This is a genomic window from Tamlana crocina (assembly GCF_012037625.1).
In genome coordinates this window covers 1-315 of record NZ_JAAVJS010000707.1, presented here as the reverse complement: position 1 = coordinate 315, position 315 = coordinate 1, and the positions used below count along the sequence as shown (strand labels likewise).

Below are 315 nucleotides of genomic sequence, written 5' to 3'. Positions count from 1 at the left end.
CGCGAACATGCGCATCTTCAATGATTGTGACGGGGTAATGAATGAATCTTTGCTCGACCAGAATGCCGATGCTATTGTGGTAAGTCAGTTCACGCTGCACGCGAGCACCAAAAAAGGAAATCGGCCGAGTTATATTAAAGCAGCAAAACCTGATGTGGCTATTCCGCTTTACGAGAAGTTTGTAAGGCAGCTTGAAAATGACATAGGAAAAGAGGTAGGCACAGGAGAATTTGGAGCAGACATGAAAGTGCAGCTTTTAAATGACGGGCCGGTGACGATAATTTTAGATTCGAAGAATAAAGAGTAGAATCAACC

At 43.8% G+C, this 315-nt stretch carries 1 protein-coding gene; it reads left to right on the top strand.

From position 1 onward, the window contains the following. The coding region (gene dtd / locus HC176_RS18650; RefSeq protein WP_167920470.1) for a D-aminoacyl-tRNA deacylase at positions 1-307 on the top strand (307 nt) is incomplete at its 5' end. Positions 308-315 lie beyond the last annotated feature (8 nt).